The organism is Gordonia sp. G4, from assembly GCF_057770005.1.
Genome location: NZ_CM173442.1, coordinates 2,488,477 through 2,503,890 on the forward strand (window position 1 = coordinate 2,488,477; position 15,414 = coordinate 2,503,890).

The 15,414-nt window shown below is 67.7% G+C and carries 17 protein-coding genes; 4 read left to right on the forward strand and 13 right to left on the reverse strand.

Features of this window, described 5'->3' with window-relative positions; genetic code table 11:
* Window positions 1-13: 13 nt before the first annotated feature.
* From AC3B5T_RS11115 to AC3B5T_RS11145, 7 genes are all read right to left on the reverse strand, one after another.
* A complete protein-coding gene (locus AC3B5T_RS11115) occupies window positions 14-781 on the reverse strand; it encodes an SDR family NAD(P)-dependent oxidoreductase (RefSeq protein ID WP_488358679.1) in 768 nt (255 codons plus the stop codon).
* On the reverse strand, window positions 778-1,548 hold the full coding sequence (locus AC3B5T_RS11120; RefSeq protein ID WP_488358680.1) for an SDR family NAD(P)-dependent oxidoreductase: 771 nt from the start codon (window positions 1,546-1,548) through the stop codon (window positions 778-780). Before AC3B5T_RS11120 ends, AC3B5T_RS11115 begins: the two co-directional genes overlap by 4 nt.
* Window positions 1,548-2,441: an alpha/beta hydrolase gene (locus tag AC3B5T_RS11125; protein ID WP_488358681.1), complete on the reverse strand. Its 894-nt coding sequence runs from the start codon at window positions 2,439-2,441 to the stop codon at window positions 1,548-1,550. Before AC3B5T_RS11125 ends, AC3B5T_RS11120 begins: the two co-directional genes overlap by 1 nt.
* Before the next feature lie 23 nt (window positions 2,442-2,464).
* Window positions 2,465-3,112 carry a 3-oxoacid CoA-transferase subunit B gene (locus tag AC3B5T_RS11130; RefSeq protein WP_488358682.1) on the reverse strand — a complete coding sequence of 216 codons (648 nt, stop codon included), beginning with the start codon at window positions 3,110-3,112 and terminating at the stop codon, window positions 2,465-2,467.
* Complete coding sequence (locus AC3B5T_RS11135; protein ID WP_488358683.1) at window positions 3,109-3,804, reverse strand: 3-oxoacid CoA-transferase subunit A; 696 nt, start codon at window positions 3,802-3,804, stop codon at window positions 3,109-3,111. Before AC3B5T_RS11135 ends, AC3B5T_RS11130 begins: the two co-directional genes overlap by 4 nt.
* Window positions 3,805-3,935: 131 nt before the next feature.
* Window positions 3,936-4,592: a TetR/AcrR family transcriptional regulator gene (locus tag AC3B5T_RS11140; protein WP_488358684.1), complete on the reverse strand. Its 657-nt coding sequence runs from the start codon at window positions 4,590-4,592 to the stop codon at window positions 3,936-3,938.
* Between the two features lie 88 nt (window positions 4,593-4,680).
* Window positions 4,681-6,336: an MFS transporter gene (locus AC3B5T_RS11145; RefSeq protein WP_488358685.1), complete on the reverse strand. Its 1,656-nt coding sequence runs from the start codon at window positions 6,334-6,336 to the stop codon at window positions 4,681-4,683.
* Between the two features lie 228 nt (window positions 6,337-6,564).
* Between AC3B5T_RS11145 and AC3B5T_RS11150 the strand changes: the two genes are divergently transcribed.
* Window positions 6,565-6,762 carry a hypothetical protein gene (locus AC3B5T_RS11150; RefSeq protein WP_488358686.1) on the forward strand — a complete coding sequence of 66 codons (198 nt, stop codon included), beginning with the start codon at window positions 6,565-6,567 and terminating at the stop codon, window positions 6,760-6,762.
* Between the two features lie 52 nt (window positions 6,763-6,814).
* On the opposite strand, the gene AC3B5T_RS11155 is transcribed toward AC3B5T_RS11150, so the two are convergent.
* The 5 genes from AC3B5T_RS11155 to AC3B5T_RS11175 form a co-directional block, all read right to left on the reverse strand.
* Window positions 6,815-7,246 carry a DUF6918 family protein gene (locus tag AC3B5T_RS11155; RefSeq protein WP_010842144.1) on the reverse strand — a complete coding sequence of 144 codons (432 nt, stop codon included), beginning with the start codon at window positions 7,244-7,246 and terminating at the stop codon, window positions 6,815-6,817.
* Window positions 7,247-7,368: 122 nt separating this feature from the next.
* On the reverse strand, window positions 7,369-8,232 hold the full coding sequence (locus tag AC3B5T_RS11160; RefSeq protein WP_014928740.1) for a MaoC/PaaZ C-terminal domain-containing protein: 864 nt from the start codon (window positions 8,230-8,232) through the stop codon (window positions 7,369-7,371).
* A gap of 4 nt (window positions 8,233-8,236) precedes the next feature.
* Window positions 8,237-9,976, reverse strand: a complete 1,740-nt coding sequence (kstD, locus tag AC3B5T_RS11165) for a 3-oxosteroid 1-dehydrogenase (protein ID WP_055476873.1) — start codon at window positions 9,974-9,976, stop codon at window positions 8,237-8,239.
* A gap of 422 nt (window positions 9,977-10,398) precedes the next feature.
* Window positions 10,399-10,554 carry a hypothetical protein gene (locus AC3B5T_RS11170; protein ID WP_231632804.1) on the reverse strand — a complete coding sequence of 52 codons (156 nt, stop codon included), beginning with the start codon at window positions 10,552-10,554 and terminating at the stop codon, window positions 10,399-10,401.
* A complete protein-coding gene (locus AC3B5T_RS11175; RefSeq protein WP_055476874.1) occupies window positions 10,551-11,366 on the reverse strand; it encodes an enoyl-CoA hydratase-related protein in 816 nt (271 codons plus the stop codon). The genes AC3B5T_RS11170 and AC3B5T_RS11175 overlap by 4 nt, the downstream gene beginning before the upstream one ends.
* Before the next feature lie 143 nt (window positions 11,367-11,509).
* Here AC3B5T_RS11175 and AC3B5T_RS11180 point away from each other — a divergent pair, with 143 nt between their 5' ends.
* Genes AC3B5T_RS11180 through dmpG form a run of 3 tightly spaced genes read left to right on the forward strand, consistent with a single transcriptional unit; the run spans window position 11,510 to window position 14,387 of the window.
* Window positions 11,510-12,298, forward strand: coding sequence for a 2-keto-4-pentenoate hydratase (locus AC3B5T_RS11180; RefSeq protein ID WP_055476875.1), 789 nt, complete (start codon window positions 11,510-11,512; stop codon window positions 12,296-12,298).
* A 36-nt stretch (window positions 12,299-12,334) separates the two neighbouring features.
* Window positions 12,335-13,240 carry an acetaldehyde dehydrogenase (acetylating) gene (locus AC3B5T_RS11185; protein WP_055476876.1) on the forward strand — a complete coding sequence of 302 codons (906 nt, stop codon included), beginning with the start codon at window positions 12,335-12,337 and terminating at the stop codon, window positions 13,238-13,240.
* A gap of 52 nt (window positions 13,241-13,292) precedes the next feature.
* A complete protein-coding gene (gene dmpG, locus AC3B5T_RS11190) occupies window positions 13,293-14,387 on the forward strand; it encodes a 4-hydroxy-2-oxovalerate aldolase (protein WP_488358687.1) in 1,095 nt (364 codons plus the stop codon).
* Window positions 14,388-14,423: 36 nt separating this feature from the next.
* Here dmpG and AC3B5T_RS11195 read toward each other — a convergent pair whose 3' ends face one another.
* Complete coding sequence (locus tag AC3B5T_RS11195) at window positions 14,424-15,341, reverse strand: LysR family transcriptional regulator (RefSeq protein WP_081637198.1); 918 nt, start codon at window positions 15,339-15,341, stop codon at window positions 14,424-14,426.
* Window positions 15,342-15,414 lie beyond the last annotated feature (73 nt).

The window sequence follows — 15,414 nt, forward strand, 5'->3', positions numbered from 1 at the left end:
TTGCGACGCAGCATCACTGCGTGGTGTATCCGCCGTCGGCGGTGAACAGGCCGCCGGTGATGAAGCTCGCCGCCGGCGAGGCCAGGAAACAGACCACGCCACTGATCTCGGACGCAGCGGCGAGTCGGTTCATCGGGTGCTTGGCCGCCAGTGCGGCCTTGGCGTCGTCGGATCGGTGCGAGATCCCGGTGTCGACGTAACCCGGCGCGACCAGATTCGCGCGGATGCCGTCGCGGGCGTAGTCGACCGCGATGGACTTCGTCATCCCGAGCAGTCCGTGTTTGGCGGTGACGTAGTTCCCGGCTCCCGGCAATCCGACCACGGACCCGACCGAACCCATCATCACGATGGACCCGCGTCGGCCGTCCGCGCGCACGGGCGAGCCCAGCATCGCGCGCAATTCGGCTCGGGCGCAGAGGAAAGCGCCGTCGAGATTGACATCGAGCACGCGACGCCACTCGCGCTCGTCGAGCTCATGGAGGCGGCGTGGAACGGGCACTCCGACGCCGGCATTGTTGACCGCCACCGTCAACGCGCCCCAGGTGTCGAGTACCTCGTCGACAGCGGAATCGACGGAGGCCGCATCGGCGACGTCGACCTGTCGGTGACGCGCTGCCGGACCCAACTCGGTCGCGACCGACCGCGCGGCCTCGCCATCGATGTCGGTCACCATGACGCGAGCGCCACGGCGCACGAGGGTGGCTGCACACTGGGCGCCGATCCCGGCGCCCGCGCCGGTCACGAACGCGACCTCACCGGCCAATGATTCGGAGTCCGTCATGCGCTTCGTCCCCCATCCACCATGAGACCCACTCCCGCAACGAAACTCGACTCCTCGCCGAGAAGGAACAACGCCGCCTGGACGATCTCGTCGACCTGGGCACGACGACCGCCGTCCAGCACCGTCGAGGCCGCTGGCCCGGTCGGTGTCTCGGCAGCGGCGCGCCCGGCCTCGATTCGGGTCATCATCGGTCCGTCGATCGGGCCGGGCATCAGGCACGTCACCCGGATACCGCGATCGGCGACCTCGCGTGACGCGACGCGGGTGAGGCCGAGGAGTGCGTGCTTCGAGGCGACGTAGGGTGCGAGGTTCGGGGCCCCCGTCGTCGACGCGGTGCTCCCGGTCTGCACGACTCGCCCGCCCGGTTCCAGTAGCCGGAGTGCGTACTTCAGCACGATCGCCGGCCCGACGACGTTGACGGCGAGCGTTCGGGTGAGCGAACCAACGTCGAGATCCGTGAGCGGCCCCACGGGGCCTTCGACCCCGGCGTTGCTGAAGACGAAATCCATTCGCCCGCCCCCGAATTGTTGTGCTTCTTTCATGGTCTCGGCGACCCGTTCCTCGTCGAGGACGTCGAGTTCGACGACGTGGGCCCGGTCCCCGAACTCCTTCCGGAGGCGGTCGAGGGCCTCACCGGGGAGGTCCGCCAGGGTCAGGCGCGCCCCCGCGTCGACGAGCGCACGCGCGACGGAACTCCCCAGCTGACCGGCCGCGCCGGTGATCAGACCGGCCGACGAATCGAACGAGAGCGCAGCGGATGCCGACATCAGCGGTGATGGGTTCGGATGAACTCGCCGACCGCCGCGACACTCGACCGGGCCTGCTCCAGGAAGGGGAAGAACGTCCAGATGTGGGTCATGTTGTCCGGGAACTCGGTGTGCGCCGTTCCGCCCGCATTGCGCACGTCTTCGGCGAATCGCGCGGCGTCGTCGCGCATCACCTCGGAGTTGCTCGCCGTCAGGAACAGCGGCGGCAGACCCTTCTTGTCGCCGTAGATCGGCGAACAGTACGGGTGCTCATGGGGATCGATGTCGCCGATGTACACCTTGCCCATCTCGACGACCATGTTCTGGTCGATCAGCGGATCGGTGCCGGCGTTGTCCTGCATCGACGGGCTCTCGCCGGCGAGGTCGAGGAGCGGCGAGATACCCACGCCTGCAGCCGGTGTCGCGAGTCCGGCATCGCGGATCGACAACAGCAGCGCCATCGCGAGGCCGCCGCCGGCGGAGTCGCCGCTGATGACGATCTTCTCCGGGCCGTACTGTTCGAGCGCCCAGTCATAAACTGCACGTGCATCGTCCACCGCCGCCGGATAGAGGTGCTCCGGCGCCAGCCGGTAGTCCGGGACCAGGACGACAGCTCCCGATGCCGCGGACAGGCGATAGGCGAAGTCGCGGTAGGCGTGCGCCGATCCCTGCACGTATCCACCGCTGTGGAAGTGCACGACGAGCTTGTCCTCGGCAGAGCCTGGGGCCTTGATCAGCTTGCCCGGGACGCCGTTCGCGGTGACGTCCTCGACCACCGCGTCCTCGGCGAGGTCGAACTGGGCTGCCATCGACTCGAAGCCCGCTCGCCAGTCCGAGATCGGTGCCCCCACAGGCGGTGTGGCCGCGACGAACATCTCGACGACGCGATTGAGGTCTGCTGGTGTGTCAGTCATTCTTGTCTCCTGGGTGCGAATGTTCAGGCGGCTTCGGAAAGTGGTACCGAACAACGAGATCGAAGTTCGGCGAGCGTTGACGGGGCGCTGTCGCTGAGTTCGATCACGGTGAAGCCCGTGCCGTTCGGTTCGAAGATCCCGTGGTCGGTGTAGATCCGGTCGACGCAGGCCGAACCGGTCCGGGGGTACGTGCAGTCGCCGACGAGTTTGCATTCGCCGGAGCGGGTGAAGAGGTCCATGCCCACGTAGACCGTCCGTGCGCCGGCCGCGAGGTCCATCGCCCCGCCGACGCCGGGAATGACATCGGCCGAGGTGGTACGCCAGTTGGCCAGGTCCCCGCGCGAACCGACCTGATAGGCGCCGATCACGCAATAGTCGATGTGGCCACCCCGGATCATCGCGAACGACTCGGCGTGATCGAAGTACACGCATCCCTCGGTCTCGGTGACGTAGAGCTTGCCCGCGTTGATCAGGTCTTCGTCCACCTCCTCGGGCTTCGCCGCTCTCCCCATGCCGAGCATGCCGTTCTCGGTGTGGAAGATCAGTTCACGACCCGCGGGCACGTGATCGGCCACCGTCGTCGGCATGCCGATCCCGAGGTTCACATACGCGCCGTCGGGGATGTCCGAGGCGATCCGGGCAGCAACCTGGTCGCGTGTCCAGGTGATCATCGATCGCTCCTATCCGACTGGACTTCCGGGTCGAGCACCACGAGTCTGTCGACGAATATGCCCGGCGTGACGACGGTTTCCGGATCCGTGTCGGCCGGTGAGACGAGTCGGCTCACCTCGGCGATGGTGACGTCCGCGGCGGTTGCCATCGCCGGACCGAAATTGCGACCCGTCTTCCGGTAGGTGAGGTTGCCGTATCGATCACCGGTGTCGGCTCGGACCAGCGCGAAGTCGGCACGCAGGGGTAGCTCGAGCACGCACTCCACACCGTCGATGATCCTCGTCTCCTTGCCCTCGGCGAGCTGGGTACCGACGGCGGTGGGCGTGAAGAATCCCCTGATCCCGGCGCCGCCCGCGCGGATCCGTTCCGCGAGGGTGCCCTGCGGCACGAGCTCGAGTTCGATCTCGCCGGCGCGATAGATCTCGTCGAACACGGTCGAGCCGATCGCCTTGGGAAACGAACAGATCACCTTCTTCACGCGCTTGGCCTCGAACAGATCCGAGATGGCGCGCCCGCCGGCACCGGCGTTGTTGTTGATGATCGTCAAGTCCCCGACGCCACTGGCGAGCACCGCATCGATCAGTTCCGTCGGCTGGCCGGGTGGGCCGAAGCCGCTCACCATCAGCGTTGCACCGTCGGAGAGACCCGCGATCGCGGCACTGCTCGAGGTGACGACCTTGTTCACACTCACGCTGCCTCCTAATTTCCATCAACCGGTCGGTAGAATATCGCACCATGGTGACGCCCGTCTAGTTCGTGCACTGGCGTGACACAGACCGACCGCAGACACCTCCCACGATGGTCTCCGCTGGCGCAGCCGTCTCAGTCGGGCAACAATCGCGCTGCGTACTCGACGTAGAGGTCGGCCACCTCCTCGGCGGTACGCGCGCCGCCGGGATGGAACCAGTCCGGCAGCGACGAGACAGCCGAGTTGATGAAGTTGCCGATCAGCGCCGCGTCGGGGACCCCGTCGTGTCCTCTGTCCTCGCTGACCGCGACGATCAGATCCTGGAGCGCATGGTCGTAGTACCGCCGCTGATCGACCATCAGCGAACGCAGTTCACTACTCGCATGGCGCCACTCGCGCGCGTACAGACTGGCGCGGGGGATGTTGTTCATGTACCAGAGCGCGCACTCCCGGAGAAAACCGCAGAAGCGGTCGAAGGCGGGCGCATCGGAGTCGCGATACTTCTCGGCGATGGTGCGCACCTGGTCGTGCGACGTCTCGAAGATCTTCCGGAGAAGCGATTCCTTGGTATCGATGTAGTAGTACAAGCTGCCTTTGAGCAGGCCCAGTTCGTCGGCGACATCCTGCATCGACGTCGCCGCATAACCCTTTTCGTAGAACAGGCGAACCGCCGCCGCGACCACTTCGCGGTCCCGTGATCGCCTGCCGTCGAGGTCCTTCTTCTTTGCTTTGTCGCTCGACGGAGGTCGGCCGCGCCGGGGCCGCTCCGTGGGGGATGCTGATGATGACACGCTGCCTCCAGAAGTCAACCGTTTGGTCGAAAGTACCTGACTTGCCGGCCTCCACCGCCATCGGATGATCGGCGGTGGTTCGGCGGGGTCAGTCGCGGGCGTAGGTGTCGTCTCGGTTCTGATCAGGCTCGTTCAGGGTCGACGGCACTTCGACGACGCGCCGCGGCGTCAGCCACAGCAGCGCCACCGAACTCACGAGCATGATCCCGCCGAGCACGAGCGACGCCTGCTCGAAGGGGGCGTAGAAGGCCTCTCGGCTGCCCTCGGCGATCTTGTCGGCGAGTTCGGCGGCCTGACCCGACAACCGGTCGACGACGACGGTGGCCTCCGCCAGGGACCGCTCGATCAGGGTACCGGCCTGTCCGGCCTGGTCGATCATCGCCTGACCGCCCGCGGTGTCACCGGCGGCGATCCGCTGCTGACCGGCTGCGGCCAGCTGATCACGCGCCAATTGTGCGGTGTCACCGATCCTCGACTGATACCCCGCGGCGACGATGCTGCCGGCGATCGCGATGCCGATCGCCGCGCCGATCTCGCGGGCCGTGTCGTTCACCGCCGAGCCGACACCCTGGTTGTCGAGCGGGGTGTTGGACATGATGGCCGTCGTCGCCGGCGCCGAGGCCAGGCCGATACCCACGGCGATCACCGCGACCACCCCGGCCAGCGTCCAGTAGGTCTCGTACCGGAATGAACCGAGGAGGATCAGGCCGACACCGGACAGCAGCGCACCGCCGGCGATCACGAACTTGAGCGAATCGAGCCGCACGGCAAGCCAGTTCGCGAACAGCGTGGTGAGGCCGACGCCGGCCACGAACGGCATCAGCGCGAGGGCGGACTGCAGCGGCGTGTAGCCGAACACCAGCTGCAACAGTTGCAACAGCAGGTAGAACATGCCGAACGAGGCGAGGAACTGGACCGCGACCGACAGGGACCCGGATCCGAACGCGCGGTTGCCGAGTAGCCGGACGTCGAACAGCGGTGACGTCGACCGCAGCTCCACGACGACGAAAGCCGCGGCGAGCAACACGCCCCCGATGATGCAGACCAGGACGACGGGATCCGCCCAGCCCCGATGCGGAGCCTCCAGGAGACCGAGGACGACTCCGGTGATGGCGAGGACCGAACACACCGTTCCCAAGATGTCGAAGCGACCGGGGTCGCTGTCCTTCGACGTGCCGATGGTCAGACAGAGGGCGGCAGCCACGGCCGATGCCGCGGCGAAGGTGATGAAGATCGAGTGCCAGGAGAAGAACTCGAGAAGGAGGCCGGTGACCAGGAAGCCGGCGATCGCTCCGCCGCCGGCGATCGCCGACCAGATGCTGATCCCGACCGCTCGTTGACCTTCCGGCATCCCGGAGGTGATGAGGGACAGCGTAGTCGGCATGATCAGCGCCGCGGCGGCTCCGGCGAAACACCGGGCCAGGATCAACTGGGTCGGGCCGTCGACCCAGATCGCCACCAGCGAGGCGACGCCGAACAACACGAGGCCGGCGATCAGGACCTCGCGGCGACCCAGCCGATCGCCGATCGCGCCCGCCGGGAGCAGCAGCGCCGCGAGCGCCAGGGTGTACCCGTCGACGATCCACGTCATCTGTCCGGCGTCGGCGCCGGTGTCGATCGCGATGTCGGGCAGGGCGGTGTTGAGGGCCGCCATCGCGGCCACGACCATGCTGACCGACAGACAGGCGACGAGGACGAGCCACGCAGACTTCGCGTCGAGGCGGATGGCGGACGGTAATCTCATTCGGCGTCCTGCGCTTTCGGGGTCTGCATGCGGCGACACATGTTCGATCGGAGGCACGATCGCCGTCGCCGAGCCTGTGTTGCGATTTCGTTATCGCGACACGCTATGTGGGCGCCAACGCTACTCGAGTAACTTGTGACACATTTATCACTGCAGTATCGATACCGGGCGAACGCGAGACCGTGCCGGTCCCCGTTGGCCCCGGACAACCGAAAGTGGTGACAGGTCATGGCCTCACCCCGAATCGCACGAACCCCCGCCGCTGCTACCCCCACTGTCGCGACCCCGGCCGCATCGCCCGACGTCGCCCCGAACGGGACCGAGATCTCGCCCGCTCGCGTCCACGTGTGGCGTGTGCTGTCGATGCTGGCCGCGCTCATCGGCGTCGTCGTGGCTCTCGTGGCCATCGCGTCGTCGGCGGTCTGACCCGACTCCGTCGAGATGTCGGTGTGACCGCCGACGACGCGCGCGCCGACTTCTAGGCGGCGTGCCGCTCGATGGCGGCACCCAGACGCGGCAGTGCCGCGATCACGTACTTCTTCCCCTTGCCGCGCAGGGAGTTGTACGCCTTGGCGAGTGCGGGCTTGGCCGTCTCGGCCTGCTCGTCGGTGACCGACAGCAGGGCCTCGGCCGCCGCATCGCTGTGGGCCGTCAGGTGATCGCCGAAGGCGACACCGGCCGGCTTCGAATCCCAGAACGGCGCCAGCGCCTTCAGGAAGTCCTCGGCCATCTGATCGGTGGCGCTGCGCACGACACCGGGCTTCACCTTCTGGACCGCGGAGTAGGCGGTCTTCACAGCAGCGCCGCTCAGACCCGACTGGTCGGCCACCTCGGCGTCGATGACACCGACGAGGTCGGTCACCAGTGCGCTGCGGTTGTCGGCGAGTAGGGGCGTCAGCGAATCGCTCATGGGCGTCTCCTCGGGGATATGCGACATGGAACCTGCGGGCCGCCTCACGGTCCGCGTGTGTAGCGTACTGGCCCCACGCGACAGCGTCGCCGGGCTGCGTCCGAGCCGTCGCGGCCCGGGGGCTATCGACGACGTTCGCAGACCACATTGCCGAGGGCCTTCGCGCCGTCGCGTTCGGCGACGGTCGCGGTGGCCAGCAACCGGGAGCCGTCCTCCCAGACCTCGACCGCGAGGGTCTCGCCCGGGAACACCACGCCCGCGAACGATGCCGAATAGTCGGCGACCGCGGTCACGTCGCCACCGAGGACCTCGTCGACGATCGCGCGGCAGACCGTGCCGTAGGTGCACAGGCCGTGCAGGATCGGCCGGGGAAACCCGGCGCGAGAGGCGAAGTCGGGGTCGGAGTGCAGTGGGTTGCGGTCTCCGCACAGCCGGTAGAGCAGGGCCTGCTGGGGGAGCGTCGCGACGGTCAGGCGATGATCCGGCGCGCGGTCGGGATAGTCGACCCTCGCCGACGAACCGCGTTCGCCGCCGAAGCCGCCCTCGCCCTTGGCGAAGATCGACGAGCGGGAGGTCCAGAGTGTCTGGCCGTCGTCGTCGGCGGTCACCGACTCCTGCACGATCACCGCGGCCGAACCCTTGTCCTGGATCTCGGCGATCCGGGTGCGGGTGGTCGCCTTGCCGCCGGCCGGCAGTGGCCGGTAGGCCGTCACCTGCTGGCTGCCGTGGACGACCTTCGCGAGGTCGATGTCGATGCCGGGGAACGACACCTTCGGGGGTTCGGTGGTGTGGAAGCCGGCGGCCACGGTGGCGAAGGTGGGCAGCACCTTCGGTGTCGAGTCGTGGACGTACTCGAGTCCGGTGGTGTCCATCGGGTCCGATGCGGCACCCACCGCGAGGTTGTAGAGGGCGGCGTCCGACGCCGACCATTCGAAGCTCACCTCGGGCAGCTCGGCGCCGAGGGCGACGGAGAGGTCGATGGGCATCGTGTCAGGCTCCTGTGGATGCGGGGGCGGCGGCCTTGGCGGCGATGTCGGCGGCGGCGAGGTAGCCGAACACCATGGCCGGACCGATCGTCGCGCCCGGACCGGCGTAGGTGTGTCCCATGACCGGGGCGCTGGTGTTGCCCGCCGCGTACAGACCTTCGATGACCGAGCCGTCGGCCCGCAGAGCGCGACCGGACGCATCCGCATTGATCCCGCCCTTGGTGCCGAGATCGCCCGGGACCATCTTGACCGCGTAGAACGGGCCCTTGCTGACCTCGCCGAGGCTCGGGTTGGGCTTGTTGGTGATGTCGCCGTAATAGTGGTCGTAACCGCTTGTGCCACGCCCGAAGTCCTCGTCGACGCCCTTGCGGGCGAAACTGTTGAACCGCTCGGTGGTGGCGGTCAGTGCGTCGACCGGCACACCGATCTTCTCGGCCAGTGCCGCGATGCTGTCGGCCTTGACGACGACACCCGACTCGAACCACTTCTTGGGCAGCGGCTGTCGTGCGTTGATGCCGGCGAAGAGGTAGCGGTTGCGACAGCGCTGGTCGAAGATGAGCCACGACGGCACGTTCTCGCCGGGACCCTCGCCCTGACCGAACCGGCCGCCGTACATCTGGTGCACCGCTTCGACATACGGCAGGGACTCGTTCATGTAGCGCTGTCCGCGGGTGTTCACCATGAACGTTCCGGGTACCGCCCGCTCCGACAGCGCGAACCACGGACCGCGCGGCAGCGGGATCGTCGGGCCCCACCAGGCGTCGTCCATCAGGGACACCGCGGCGCCGATCTTGAGTCCGGCGTTGATGCCGTCGCCGGTGTTGCTCGGCGCGCCGGTCGTCCATTCGGAACCGATCGGGTCGCGCTGGTACTTCTTGCGCATCTCGTCGTTGTGCTCGAACCCGCCGCAGGCGAGGATCACGCCGTGGCGTGCGCGGATCTCGACGCGCTTGCCGTCGGACTCGGCGATCACCCCGACGACGCGGCCGTCTTCGGTGATGAGGTCGGCCAGGCCGGTGTTCAGCCGGACCGGGACGCCGGCCTGGCGTACGCCGATGAGGAGTTCGGCGGCCAGCGCGGCGCCCATGGCGATCAGCTTCTTGCCCCGGCTGCGCGCCCAGAAGAACCGGCTGCCGACCTTCGCCATCCGCAGCGGACCGCGCCAATGACGCAGGCCGGTGTTGAGCCAGCGGTAGTCCGACTGCAGCACCACCATGTTCAGTGGTGCCTTGGTGTACTGCGGGTGCAGGGTCTTCAGGTCGTCCCCGAGGCGGCGCGCGTCGAACGGGCGCGGCTCGATCGACCGTCCGGCGAGCCGGCCGCCGGGTGCCTCCGGGTAGTAGTCCGAGTAGTTCTTCACCCACTCGAGGTCGAGGGGGGCGTGTGCCATCAGGAAGTCGAGGGCCTCGGGCCCGCGGTCGATGTAGGCGTCGATCCGATCGGCCGGGGCATGGTCGCCGATGATCGCGTGGACGTACTCGCGGGCCTTGTCCGGTGTGTCGATGACACCGTCGCGGCGCAGCACCGAGTTGTTCGGGATCCAGACCCCGCCGCCCGACCGCGACGTCGAGCCGCCCCAGTACGGCGACTTCTCGATCAGGACCGTCGACAGGCCCTTCTGAGCTGCGGTGATCGCCGCGCTCAGGCCCGCACCGCCGGCTCCCACGACGACGACGTCGAACGTCTCGGGTGCCGGGGTCTCGGATCGGGTGCTGGTCTGTTCTGGTTCGGTCGAGCCGGCCATTGGGTCCCCTTCGTGCGCGCAGCTGGAACGTGTTCTACCTGAATTAGAACACGTTTCAGAAATGGGACGCCAGGGGTGCTTCCGATCCCGTCGACTGGGCGTCTGTTCTCGTCGACTGTGCGCCCGATTTCGTCGACTGGGCGTCTGTTTTCGTCGACTGGGCGGCTTTACGCGTTGACTGTGCGTCCGATCCCGTCGGCGCTACGTCGACCGGTGGCGACGGGGCGAAGCGACCAGAGGTCGATGCCTGCGGCAGGCGTGGACGACCTGATCAACGCACCGGTTCCTATCGGCCGCCGCAGGTCGTCTTCGTCAAGGTGGGTGTTCAGGCGACGACGCCAGGCTTTCCGACACACCGAGTAAGGAATTCAACGGCCTCAACAGGCTCAACAGTTCCGGTCCCGCCTGCGTGTCGGTATGGACTAGGGCGCACGGTCAACGGGATTGGATGCACGGTCGACGGGATCTGACGCCCAGTCGACGGGATCGGCTCTGCCGGCGAGTTCGGTGCGCAGGAAGGCGCGCACCTCGTCGCGGAGGGAGTGCAGGACGTCGTCCGAGACGGCGCCCCGGCTCATGACCGGCCGGGACCGCGGGACGACCAGTTCTGCCCCTTGCGCGCCATCGACCACATCTGGGTGCCGCGCTCGATCTCGATCGCCGAATCCCACGTCGCCGCCGGGGGTCCGAGTTCCATTCGGACACTGGCCATCACACGCCGCGTCAACTCGGGGTCGCGCGCGGCGGGCCCGGTCAGACCGTCGACGATCGCCGGAATGTCCGGAAGGGGTGCAGCCGCGTACGCCAGGCCGCGCTCGACGGCCTGCTCGCCGGACAGCGACTGGCCGCACGCCGCGAGGGCGATGGTGTTCGCCCTGCCCACCGCCCGATTCAACAGCGTGAGGTGACCGCCCCCGGGGTGTATCCCGCGAGCGAGGAATCCGCTGTCGAGGACGGCGTCGGGCGTGGTGACGAGCAGGTCGACGGCGAGTGCGAGATTGAGGCCTGCGCCGACAGCCCCGCCGACGACGACCCCCACTGTCGGTACCGGCAACGAGCCGACCCGCACGAACGCGCGGTAGACGGCCGACAGCTGCGCGACCGACGACGGCGCGGCCGGATCGGCGGACGCCGCGGCCAGGATTCTCGTGTCGGCGCCGCTGCAGAAGTAGGAGCCGACGGCGTCCACGACGACGGCGCCGACGTTGTCGTCGTCGATGACCCGATCACAGAATCGCTCGATGGCCGCGGCCATCTCGAGGGTGATGGCGTTCTTGCGGCGGGGGTTGTTGAGCGTCAGCCTTCCCACTCCGTCGTTGACGGAGGTGAGGATGGCCTCGCCGGTGTCGTCGTCGTCCGGCGAGACGGGATTCGGGGACTCGGAACTCATGACGACGACCGTAGTCCCCCGCCGCTGGTGTGATCGTCGATCCCGGCGTCGCCGCGAAAAAGTTCACCGATCGCACCGAGGAGTGCCCCGACACTGCAACGTGTTCTAAACTAGAACACGTTCACATTCGGAAGGCGAGGGCGATGGCGGTTGAGCAGGGGATTCGCGAGCAGATCGCTGCCGATCTGGCGCGGGCGGAGGCGTCGGCGACCGCCATCGACCGGCCCACCGACGCCCACCCCGGCCTCGATGTGGTCGACGCCTACGAGATCCAGCTGATCAACATCCGCAAGCGCCTCGACGCCGGGGCGAAGGTCGCCGGGCACAAGGTCGGCCTGGCCTCGGAGGCCATGCAGAAGATGATGGGCGTCGACGAGCCGGATTACGGTCATCTGCTCGACGACATGCAGTACTTCGAACACACCCCGATCGACGCGAAGAAGCTGTGCTTCCCGCGCGTCGAGGTCGAGGTCGGCTTCATCCTGGGCGAGGACCTGCCGGGCGAGGGCTGCACCAACGAGGATGTGATCGACGCGGTGGCCTGGGTGGTGCCCTCGATCGAGTTGATCGACTCCCGGATCAAGGACTGGAAGATCACGCTCTGCGACACGATCGCCGACAACGCGTCGTCCTGTGGGTGGATCCTCGGTCAGCAACGCGTCCCGATCTCCGAGATCGACACCGGCGACATCGAGGCGACGCTGACGCGCAACGGCGAGATCGTCGCCAAGGGCAATTCGTCTGCGGTACTGGGTCATCCGCTGAACGCTGTGAGTTGGCTCGCGCGCAAGGTCGAGGGCTTCGGGGTGCGCCTGCGCAAGGGCGATGTGATCCTACCGGGCACCGCGACGCGGGCGATCGACATCTCGTCCGGCGATCACTTCGTGGCCGACTTCGCCGGCCTGGGCCGCGTCACCCTCGACTTCAACTAGACACGAACGACTTTCACCGAGTATGAGGAGGAACCCGTGGTAGCCAAGCTGACCGCAGCGATCATCGGGTCGGGCAACATCGGCACCGACCTGATGTACAAGCTGGAGCGCTCCGATGTGATCGAGCCGCGCTGGATGGTCGGCATCGATGCCGCCTCCGAGGGCATGAAGCGCGCGGCCGATCATGGCCTGATCACGATGAGCGGCGGCGCCGACGAGCTGCTGGCGTCGTCGGAGCGTCCGGATCTGATCTTCGAGGCGACCTCGGCCTATGTGCACCGCGAGTACGCGCCGAAGTACGAAGAGGCGGGCATCATCGCCGTCGACCTCACCCCGGCTGCCGTCGGTCCCGCGGTGGTACCGCCGGCCAATCTCCGCGAGCATCTCGACGCGCCGAACACCAACATGATCACGTGCGGAGGGCAGGCGACCATCCCGATGGTGCATGCGGTGAGTTCGGTTGTGGCGGTTCCGTATGCCGAGATCGTGGCGTCGGTCGCCTCGGTGTCGGCCGGACCGGGAACCCGCGCGAACATCGACGAGTTCACCGCGACGACCTCGGCGGGGGTGGAGACGATCGGCGGCGCGCAGCGCGGCAAGGCGATCATCATCCTCAACCCGGCCGACCCGCCGATGATCATGCGCGACACCATCTTCTGCGCCATCCCCGAAGACGCCGACACCGATGCGATCGCCGAGTCGATCCACCGCCGGGAGAAAGAGATCCAGGCGTACGTGCCGGGCTATCGACTGTTGCAGGACCCCCAGTTCGACCCGCCGAGCGTCGTCAACGGCGGCTTCGCCCGGGTGTCGATCTTCGTCGAGGTCGAAGGTGCGGGCGACTTCCTGCCGCCCTACGCCGGGAACCTGGACATCATGACCGCCGCCGCCACGAAGGTCGGCGAAGAGATCGCGAAAACCAAGTTGGGAGTCCCGGCGTGACCGCCTGCGTGAGTGCCCACGAAACAGCAAAAACCAAGTTGGGAGTCCCCGCATGAGCACCAATGTGGTTCTGACACCGCGCGACCCGAAGCTGATGGCGAACGCGCGCAAGTACTCCGACGTCCTCGACATCCGCATCACGGACTCGTCGCTACGCGACGGCAGCCACCACAAACGTCACCAGTTCACCGAGGACGAGGTGCGCGCGATCGTCGGCGCACTCGACGAGGCCGGTGTGCCGGTGATCGAGGTGACCCACGGTGACGGTCTGGGCGGGTCGTCGTTCAACTACGGATTCTCCAAAACCCCTGAGCAGCAGCTGATCAAAGCCGCCGCCGAAACGGCGAAGCGCGCGAAGATCGCGTTCCTGATGCTGCCCGGGCTGGGCACCAAGGACGACATCCGCGCCGCGCAGGACAACGGCGGCCAGATCTGCCGCATCGCCACGCACTGCACCGAGGCCGATGTCTCCATCCAGCACTTCGGACTCGCCCGCGACCTCGGCCTGGAAACCGTCGGGTTCCTGATGATGAGCCACAGCCAGCCGCCGGAGGTCATCGCCGAGCAGGCCCGCATCATGGCCGACGCCGGGTGCCAGTGTGTCTACGTCGTCGACTCCGCGGGTGCCCTCGTCCTCGAAGACGTGACCGTGCGGGTGGAGGCCCTGGTGGCCGAACTCGGCAACGACGCGCAGGTCGGGTTCCACGGGCATGAGAACCTCGACATCGCGGTTGCCAACTCGGTCAACGCGATTCGTGCGGGTGCGCAGCAGATCGACGGCTCGATCCGGCGCTTCGGTGCGGGCGCGGGCAACACACCCACCGAGGCCTTCGTGGGTGTGTGCGACAAGCTCGGCATCACCACCGGCGTCGATTTCATGAAGATCGCCGACGCCGCACAGGATGTCGTCCGTCCGGCCATGCCGTCGGAGTGCCTCGTCGACCGCTCGGCGATGATGATGGGCTACGCCGGTTGCTACAGCTCGTTCCTCAAGCATGCCGAGGGTCACGCCGAACGCTATGGCGTCTCGGCCGCGGAGATCCTCCTCGAGGCGGGCAGCCGCAAACTCGTCGGAGGTCAGGAAGACCAGCTGATCGACATCGCGCTCGAACTCAAGAAGAAGCAGGACGCGAACGCCGGGGTGTGAGGGCGATCCGTCGCGTGCCCAGCGGCCGGGTGTCGCTCAGCTGCGGCTGATGTGCGCGAGGAAGTCTCGTGCCGCGCCGGCCCCCGGTTGGGCGCCGGACAGCCACACCGCGCGCAGGGGCCGGGCGAGGTCGAGGTCGGCGATGTCGATGTGGGCCAGCCGGTGTCCGAGATCGTCGGCGACCGAGAGGTCACTGAGCACAGCCGGCCCGGCTCCTGCGATGACCGCCGCCCGCACCGACGCCGTCGTGGACAGTTCCAGCACAGGTGGCGCGGTCTCCCGTCCCGGCCCGAGGGCCCGCGTCAGGGCGCGTTCGAAGAACTCCCGCGTCCCCGAACCCTCCTCGCGGGTGACCAACGGGGTGCGGGCGAGGTCGGCGGCCGCGACCGGACGCCGCAGCCGCGTCCACGGATGACCCGGCGGCACGACGAGGACCAGCTCGTCACGCGCGACGCTCCGGCTGCGCAGACCGGTCGGAACGCGTGACCCTTCGACGAAACCGAGTTCGACGTCGCCGGCACGGACGAGGTCGTACACGTGGTCGGAGTTGGTGGCGGTGAACGACACCTTCGGCGCGTGATCGTGCTGGGCGCCGAACGACACGAGCCAGCGGGGCAGGAGATGTTCGGCGACGGTCAGGCTGGCCGCAAGGCGTAGCTGATCACGGCGTTCGAGGCGCAATGCGGCCAGCCCGGCGTCGAACTCCCCGGCCAGGGTCAGCAACCGGTCGGCCCATTCGGCGACGAGTCGTCCGGACTGGGTGGGTACCGAACCTCGCGGTGTGCGGGTCAGCAGGGTGACGCCGAGCTGGGTCTCCATCGCGCGGATCCGCGCCGAGACCGCCTGCTGGGTGACGCCGAGCTGGGTCGCGGCGGCATTGAGACTGCCTGTCCCGACGACCGCGTGCAGGGTCTCCAGCGACGCGAGGTCGGGCATCCGCGGACTCAGCACCATCGTTCGAGGGTACAAGCATCGCTGATACCCCCGGTACAAACCCGATTTGTATCCTGTCAACGCTTTGGGTCCT